The organism is Mycobacterium gastri (assembly GCF_002102175.1).
GTDB classification, from domain to species: domain Bacteria; phylum Actinomycetota; class Actinomycetes; order Mycobacteriales; family Mycobacteriaceae; genus Mycobacterium; species Mycobacterium gastri.
In genome coordinates this window covers 51,280-57,774 of the sequence record NZ_LQOX01000122.1, presented here as the reverse complement: position 1 = coordinate 57,774, position 6,495 = coordinate 51,280, and the positions used below count along the sequence as shown (strand labels likewise).

The 6,495-nt window shown below is 65.1% G+C and carries 6 protein-coding genes; 4 read left to right on the top strand and 2 right to left on the bottom strand.

Features of this window, described 5'->3' with window-relative positions:
• The first annotated feature begins 222 nt into the window (after nucleotides 1-222).
• A complete protein-coding gene (locus AWC07_RS18625) occupies nucleotides 223-615 on the top strand; it encodes a DUF3349 domain-containing protein (protein WP_036420266.1) in 393 nt (130 codons plus the stop codon).
• On the opposite strand, the gene AWC07_RS18620 is transcribed toward AWC07_RS18625, so the two are convergent.
• Both AWC07_RS18620 and AWC07_RS18615 read right to left on the bottom strand, forming a co-directional pair.
• Nucleotides 604-1,644: an NAD(P)-dependent alcohol dehydrogenase gene (locus AWC07_RS18620; RefSeq protein WP_085105186.1), complete on the bottom strand. Its 1,041-nt coding sequence runs from the start codon at nucleotides 1,642-1,644 to the stop codon at nucleotides 604-606. The genes AWC07_RS18625 and AWC07_RS18620 overlap by 12 nt on opposite strands.
• A 99-nt stretch (nucleotides 1,645-1,743) precedes the next feature.
• Nucleotides 1,744-2,838 (bottom strand): iron-siderophore ABC transporter substrate-binding protein, encoded by a 1,095-nt coding sequence (locus AWC07_RS18615; protein ID WP_036416225.1) that lies wholly within the window; start codon nucleotides 2,836-2,838, stop codon nucleotides 1,744-1,746.
• Between the two features lie 180 nt (nucleotides 2,839-3,018).
• On the opposite strand from AWC07_RS18615, the gene ctaD reads away from it, so the two are divergent.
• The 3 genes from ctaD (at nucleotide 3,019) to AWC07_RS18600 (ending at nucleotide 6,489) form a co-directional block, all read left to right on the top strand.
• Nucleotides 3,019-4,764, top strand: a complete 1,746-nt coding sequence (ctaD, locus tag AWC07_RS18610; protein ID WP_036416230.1) for an aa3-type cytochrome oxidase subunit I — start codon at nucleotides 3,019-3,021, stop codon at nucleotides 4,762-4,764.
• A 25-nt stretch (nucleotides 4,765-4,789) separates the two neighbouring features.
• Nucleotides 4,790-6,025 (top strand): phosphoserine phosphatase SerB, encoded by a 1,236-nt coding sequence (gene serB, locus AWC07_RS18605; protein ID WP_036416224.1) that lies wholly within the window; start codon nucleotides 4,790-4,792, stop codon nucleotides 6,023-6,025.
• A gap of 116 nt (nucleotides 6,026-6,141) precedes the next feature.
• Nucleotides 6,142-6,489 carry an ArsR/SmtB family transcription factor gene (locus AWC07_RS18600; RefSeq protein ID WP_036416222.1) on the top strand — a complete coding sequence of 116 codons (348 nt, stop codon included), beginning with the start codon at nucleotides 6,142-6,144 and terminating at the stop codon, nucleotides 6,487-6,489.
• The last annotated feature ends 6 nt before the right edge of the window (nucleotides 6,490-6,495 follow it).

Here is a 6,495-nt window from a genome sequence, read left to right as displayed (position 1 = left end):
CGGCACCGGCGGCACCGGCGGAAGCGTGTTGGGCTTGCCCGGGGTATCGGGGCTGATGTAGACCGGCGGCCTGCGGTCACTGATAGCTTGCGGGCATCGGGGTCAACCATGAGCGGCACGCGGGTTAATCGGGACATGTGCCGGCCATGAACGGCGGATGAATTGTCGGCACGGCACCACCAGACGGTGGCGCGGTGCTACACCTGCCGTGACACTGTTTGGGTGACGAAAACTTCTCGTGCTCACCCTCATTTCTTGCGGTCGGTCATCCGGTGGCTGCAAGTCGGCTACCCCAACGGCGTCCCCGGACCCGACCGGGTGCCGTTGCTGGCGTTGCTGCGCAGCACCCCGCTGACCGAGGAGCAGGTCAAGGAAGTGGTGCGCGACATCACCGCCGACGGATCGTCGGCCACAGCCGACGGTGTGATCAACCGCGACGAGATCGCCGAATTCATCTCCGGCGTGACGCACCACGACGCCGGGCCGGAGAACATTCAACGGGTAGCGGGCAGGCTCGCCGCTGCGGGCTGGCCGCTAGCCGGCATCGAGGTAAGCCAGGTTATTCCGGAGGATGAGGACGCGCAGCCGGCCGAAGAGGTTGCGTCACAGGCGTGAGATGTCGATGACGAACCGATAGCGGACGTCGCTGGCCAGCACGCGCTCGTAGGCTTCGTTGACGTAATCCGGTTCGATGAGTTCGATCTCGGGTGTGACGCCGTGTTCGGCGCAGAAGTTCAGCATCTCCTGGGTCTCGGCGATCCCGCCGATGTTCGACCCGGACAGGCTGCGCCGCATCAGCGCCAGCGCAAATGCCGGCACCGGCATGGGGTGTTCGGGGATGCCCAGCTCGACCATGGTGCCGTCGACGTCGAGCAGGTTCAGGTAGTCGCCGAGGTTCAGGTTCGCCGAGACAGTATTCAGGATCAGGTCGAAGCTGCCACGCAATGTGCGGAAGGTGTCGGGGTCGGAGGTGGCGTAGTAGTGTCCGGCGCCCAGCCGCAACCCGTCTTCCATCTTCTTCAGGGATTGCGACAGCACCGTCACCTCGGCGCCCATGGCGACGCCGAGCTTGACGCCCATGTGGCCGAGTCCGCCCAGGCCGATGACGGCCAGCCGGGTGTCACGGCCCGCGTTCCAGTGCCGTAGCGGCGAATACAGCGTGATACCCGCGCACAGCAGTGGTGCCGCGGCGTCCAGCGGTAGCGCGTCGGGGATGCGCACGACGAAGTTTTCGTCGACGACGATCGCTTCGCTGTAGCCGCCCTGTGTGGACTGGCCGTCCTTGCCGATCGAGTTGTAGGTGAAGGTCGCTCCGGGTTTGCAGTACTGCTCGAGGCCGGCCAGACAGCTGCTGCACCGACCGCAGGAATCGACCATGCAGCCCACACCGACGCGGTCGCCCACCTGGTATTTGGACACCTCCGAGCCCACCTCGGTCACCACGCCGGCGATCTCATGCCCTGGAACCACCGGGTAATTCGGCTGGCCCCACTCGGCCTTGACGGTGTGGATGTCGGAGTGGCAGATACCGGCGAACTTGATGTCGATCACCACGTCATGCGGGCCGGGTTCGCGACGGTCGATCGTGGTCTTGGTCAGCCGTTCGGTCGCCGAGAAGGCGGCATATGCGGAAACAGTGCTCATGCGACATCCTTTAAGGGTCTAGCTAGGGCCATAAAAAGCTTAGCTAAGTTAAGGTTTTCGGGCCAGGTGACAGCGATCACTTCCAGCGTATGAGCAGCTTCAGTTGATCGGGGCGTTGATCCAGCGCAGGTCGTCGACGATGCCACGGGCAGCCACCAGGCCCTCGCCCGTCTGCCATATCTGGTCGTTGACGACGAAGACCCGGTTGTCGCGATTGGCGGACAGCTTGCGCCAGGAGTCGCTATCGAGGATGGTCCACGCGCGTTCGGTGGCCTTCGGCGACGCACACGAGACGTAGATGATGTCGGCGTCAGCAGCCGAGAAGTCCGTCCCGCTGGCCAGGTCGGCGTCGGTGGCGCCGATTTCGAGGTAAGCCTTGTCGGTGAACCGTTGCGCCGCCGGCCGGTCCACTCCGACCGCGCTCAGCACGCTGGCCGGAAAATTGCGGGCGCCGTATACCCGCATCGTGTTGGCGGTCAGCTGGACGATCGACGCCTGGAAGTGAGTCGCGTCATGCTTGGCTCCGACGTCCCGAGCCCGCTGGGTGAACGTGCTGAGCAGCGCCTCCACCGCGACGCTGCGAGCCGTGGCAGCCCCGACACCGCGCAGGTTGTCCTCCCAGGCGGCGCCCGGCGCTGCCGTGAACACCGTCGGGGCGATAGCCGCCAGCTGCGGGTACAAGGCCGGTGTCACCGCCACCGAGCCCAAAATCAGGTCCGGCCGGGCCGCGACGATGGCTCGCAGATCAGGGGAATTGCGGGTCCCTACCCCAGGCAGGTCGTGCACCGCCTTGCCCAAATAGGACGGCTGACTCGAGGAGCCGTCCGGCAACGCGGCACCGACCACCCGGGACTGCAGTCCCAGCGCACACAGCGCGTCGAGCTGGTCGCCGGAGAGCACCACGATGCGCTGCGGCTCGGCGGGGACCTGGGCCACGTCCGGGTTCACGCCGGCAGCGTTGTGGGCCTGCCGGGTCGGCGGCCCCGGATCGGCCGCGGCCGCCTCCCGCGCACACGACTCGTCGGGTTTTCGAGCGTTTCCCAGCACCCCGGCGCCCGCGATCTGGGTCGTGGGCGTGACCATCGATCGTGACGCCGGGGTGGGGGGCTGATCGGCGCCGCAACCGGTGCACGTCGCAACCAGCGCCGCCAATGATGCAGCGGCCAGACCCCGTCGCACCCCGCCGAATTGCACGCGTCCGACGTTAACACCCGGCCAGTTGGGACCGGTCTGCCCAAGCGCCTGCGAGGCACCCGGACATCGATTACGACAGTTTGTAGGACCAGGCCTTCCCGCGGGCTCGTGGCGGGCTAAGATTCCTGTCAAAGTGAGGTATTAAGACCCTATCCGCGCCGGGATTCTTTGGAGGAGCAGTTGACTGCCGAAGCGCCGCCCTTGGGACAACTCGAGGCCATCCGTCCATATCCGGCCCGCACCGGTCCCACAGGGAACCTGGTCTACAAGCTGGTCACCACCACCGACCACAAGCTGATCGGCATCATGTACTGCGTTGCCTGCTTCGTCTTCTTCTTCATCGGCGGCCTGCTGGCGCTGCTGATGCGTACCGAGTTGGCGGTGCCCGGTCTGCAGTTCCTGTCCAACGAGCAATTCAACCAGCTGTTCACCATGCACGGCACGATCATGTTGCTGTTCTATGCCACCCCGATCGTGTTCGGCTTCGCCAATTTGGTGCTGCCGCTGCAGATCGGCGCGCCTGACGTGGCATTCCCGCGGCTGAACGCCCTTTCGTTCTGGTTGTTCGTGTTCGGCGCCACGGTTGCGATGGCCGGTTTCATCACGCCCGGCGGGGCGGCCGACTTCGGCTGGACTGCCTACACCCCGCTCAGTGACGGCGTCCACTCACCCGGCGCCGGCGGCGACCTGTGGATCCTGGGCTTGGGAGTAGCCGGTCTGGGCACCATCCTGGGTGCGGTCAACATGATCACCACGGTGGTCTGCATGCGCGCACCGGGGATGACGATGTTCCGGATGCCGATCTTCACCTGGAACATCCTGGTGACGTCCATCTTGGTGCTGATCGTGTTCCCGCTGCTCACCGCGGCGCTGTTCGGGCTGGCCGCCGACCGTCACCTGGGGGCACACGTCTACGACGCGTCCAACGGCGGAGTCCTTTTGTGGCAGCACCTGTTCTGGTTCTTCGGCCACCCCGAGGTCTACATCATCGCGCTGCCGTTCTTCGGAATCGTGAGCGAAATCTTCCCGGTGTTTTCCCGCAAGCCGATCTTCGGTTACACCACGCTGATCTACGCGACACTCTCGATCGCCGCGTTGTCGGTGGCGGTATGGGCGCATCACATGTTCGTCACCGGGGCCGTGCTGCTGCCCTTCTTCTCCTTCATGACCTACCTGATCGCGGTGCCGACCGGGATCAAGTTCTTCAACTGGATCGGCACCATGTGGAAGGGGCAGCTGACCTTCGAGACGCCGATGCTGTTCTCCGTCGGCTTCGCGGTCACCTTCCTGGCCGGCGGTCTGACGGGAGTGCTGCTGGCCAGCCCGCCGCTGGACTTCCACGTCAGCGACACCTATTTCGTGGTCGCGCACTTCCACTACGTGCTCTTCGGCACCATCGTGTTCTCCACCTTCGCGGGGATCTACTTCTGGTTCCCGAAGATGACCGGACGGCTGCTCGACGAGCGGCTGGGCAAGATGCACTTCTGGTTGACGTTCATCGGGTTCCACACCACATTCCTGGTCCAGCACTGGCTCGGTGATATGGGCATGCCGCGCCGTTACGCCGATTACCTGTCCACCGATGGGTTCACCAGCCTGAACATCGTTTCGACGATCGGGGCGTTCATCCTGGGCGCGTCGATGTTCCCGTTCGTCTGGAACGTCTTCAAGAGCTGGCGATACGGCGAGGTCGTCACCGTCGATGACCCCTGGGGATACGGCAACTCGCTGGAGTGGGCAACCAGTTGCCCGCCGCCCCGGCACAACTTCACCGAGCTGCCCCGTATCCGCTCGGAGCGTCCGGCGTTCGAGTTGCACTACCCGCACATGGTGGAGCGGCTTCGCGCCGAAGCCCATGTCGGACGCACCCACGGCCTGGAGGACGGCGAGTTCACCAGAGCAGACGACGTCAGCGTCCGTAGCTGATGGGCGGCACCGGCGGCCGCGACGGGTGACCACGTCGCCCAAAGTGTCGGTGCTGATCACGGTCACCGGTCACGATCAGCCCGGTGTGACGTCTGCGCTCTTCGAGGTACTGGCCAAGCACGGTGTTGAGCTGCTCAACGTCGAACAGGTGGTGATCCGCGGCCGCCTCACCCTGGGTGTGCTGGTTTCCTGCGCGCCGGAAGTCGCCGACAATGCGGCGTTGCGCGGTGACGTCGAAGCCGCCATCCACCGGGTAGGCCTGGATGTGACGGTCGAGCGCAGCGACGACGTGCCGATCATTCGGGAACCGTCGACCCATGTGATCTTCGTGCTCGGCCGCCCGGTCACCGCCGGCGCGTTCGGCGCGGTGGCCCGGGAAGTGGCCGCACTGGGCGTCAACATCGACTTCATCCGCGGCATCTCCGACTATCCGGTCACCGGGCTGGAGTTGCGGGTCTCGGTGCCGCCCGGAGCCTATGGCCCGCTGCAGAGTGCCCTGACGAAGGTGGCCGCCGAAGAGAGTGTCGACGTGGCGGTCGAGGATTACGGATTGGCCTGGCGCACCAAGCGGCTCATCGTCTTCGATGTCGATTCGACGCTGGTCCAGGGCGAGGTGATCGAGATGCTGGCAGCTCGCGCCGGTGCCGAGGGAGCGGTGGCCGCGATCACCGAGGCCGCCATGCACGGTGAGCTGGATTTCGCGGAGTCGCTGCAGCAGCGGGTCGCCACGTTGGCCGGATTGCCGGCTTCGGTGATCGACGATATCGCTGCGCAGCTGCAGCTGATGCCCGGTGCGCGGACTACGCTGCGCACGTTGCAGCGGCTGGGTTTTCGCTGTGGCGTGGTCTCCGGCGGCTTCCGGCGGATCATTGAGCCACTGGCCAGGGAGCTGAACCTGGACTTCATGGCGTCCAACGAGCTGGAGATCATTGACGGGATACTCACCGGCCGGGTGGTCGGCCCCATCGTCGATCGACCGGGCAAGGCCACCGCGCTTCGTGACTTCGCCGAACGGTTCGGCGTGCCGATGGAGCAGACCGTCGCCGTCGGCGACGGCGCCAACGACATCGACATGCTGGCCGCCGCCGGGCTGGGCATTGCGTTCAACGCCAAACCCGCGCTGCGGGAGGTGGCTGACGCCTCGTTGAGTCACCCCTACCTGGACACAGTGCTGTTTCTGCTGGGTGTGACCCGCGGTGAGATCGAAGCCGCCGACGCGCTCGACGGCGTGCTGCGCCGCGTCGACATCCCAGAGGACTGATCCCCATAAATGAGCGCCGGGCGAACGATGCTGCCCAACAGCTGATAAAGTTTTCAATTGTTAAATTGACGGATATCTGAATTGCAGAACTCTTATTCGATGTCAGGTGAGGTCAGGTGTCGGAGCCGCTGTACAAGCTGAAGGCCGAGTTCTTCAAGACGCTGGGACATCCGGCCAGGGTCAGGATTTTGGAACTGCTTTCCGAACGAGACCACACCGTGGCAGAACTGTTGCTCGAAGTGGGTCTGGAGTCGTCCAACCTGTCTCAGCAACTGGGCGTGCTGCGCCGGACGGGGGTGGTGACAGCACGCAAGGACGGCAACGCGGTCATCTACTCGATCACCTCACCGCTGATCGCTGAACTGATGGCCGTGGCCCGCCGGGCGTTGACCGGGATGCTCGTCGGCCAAGTGGCACTGCTCGAAGACCTGCGAGCGGGCGGCCCGGCGACGGACCGGCAGTAGGTCCGG

Coding starts and splice junctions, on each gene's coding strand:
- AWC07_RS18620 (WP_085105186.1), bottom strand. CDS start 1,644: ATGAGCACTGTTTCCGCATATGCCGCCTTCTCGGCGACCGAACGGCTG.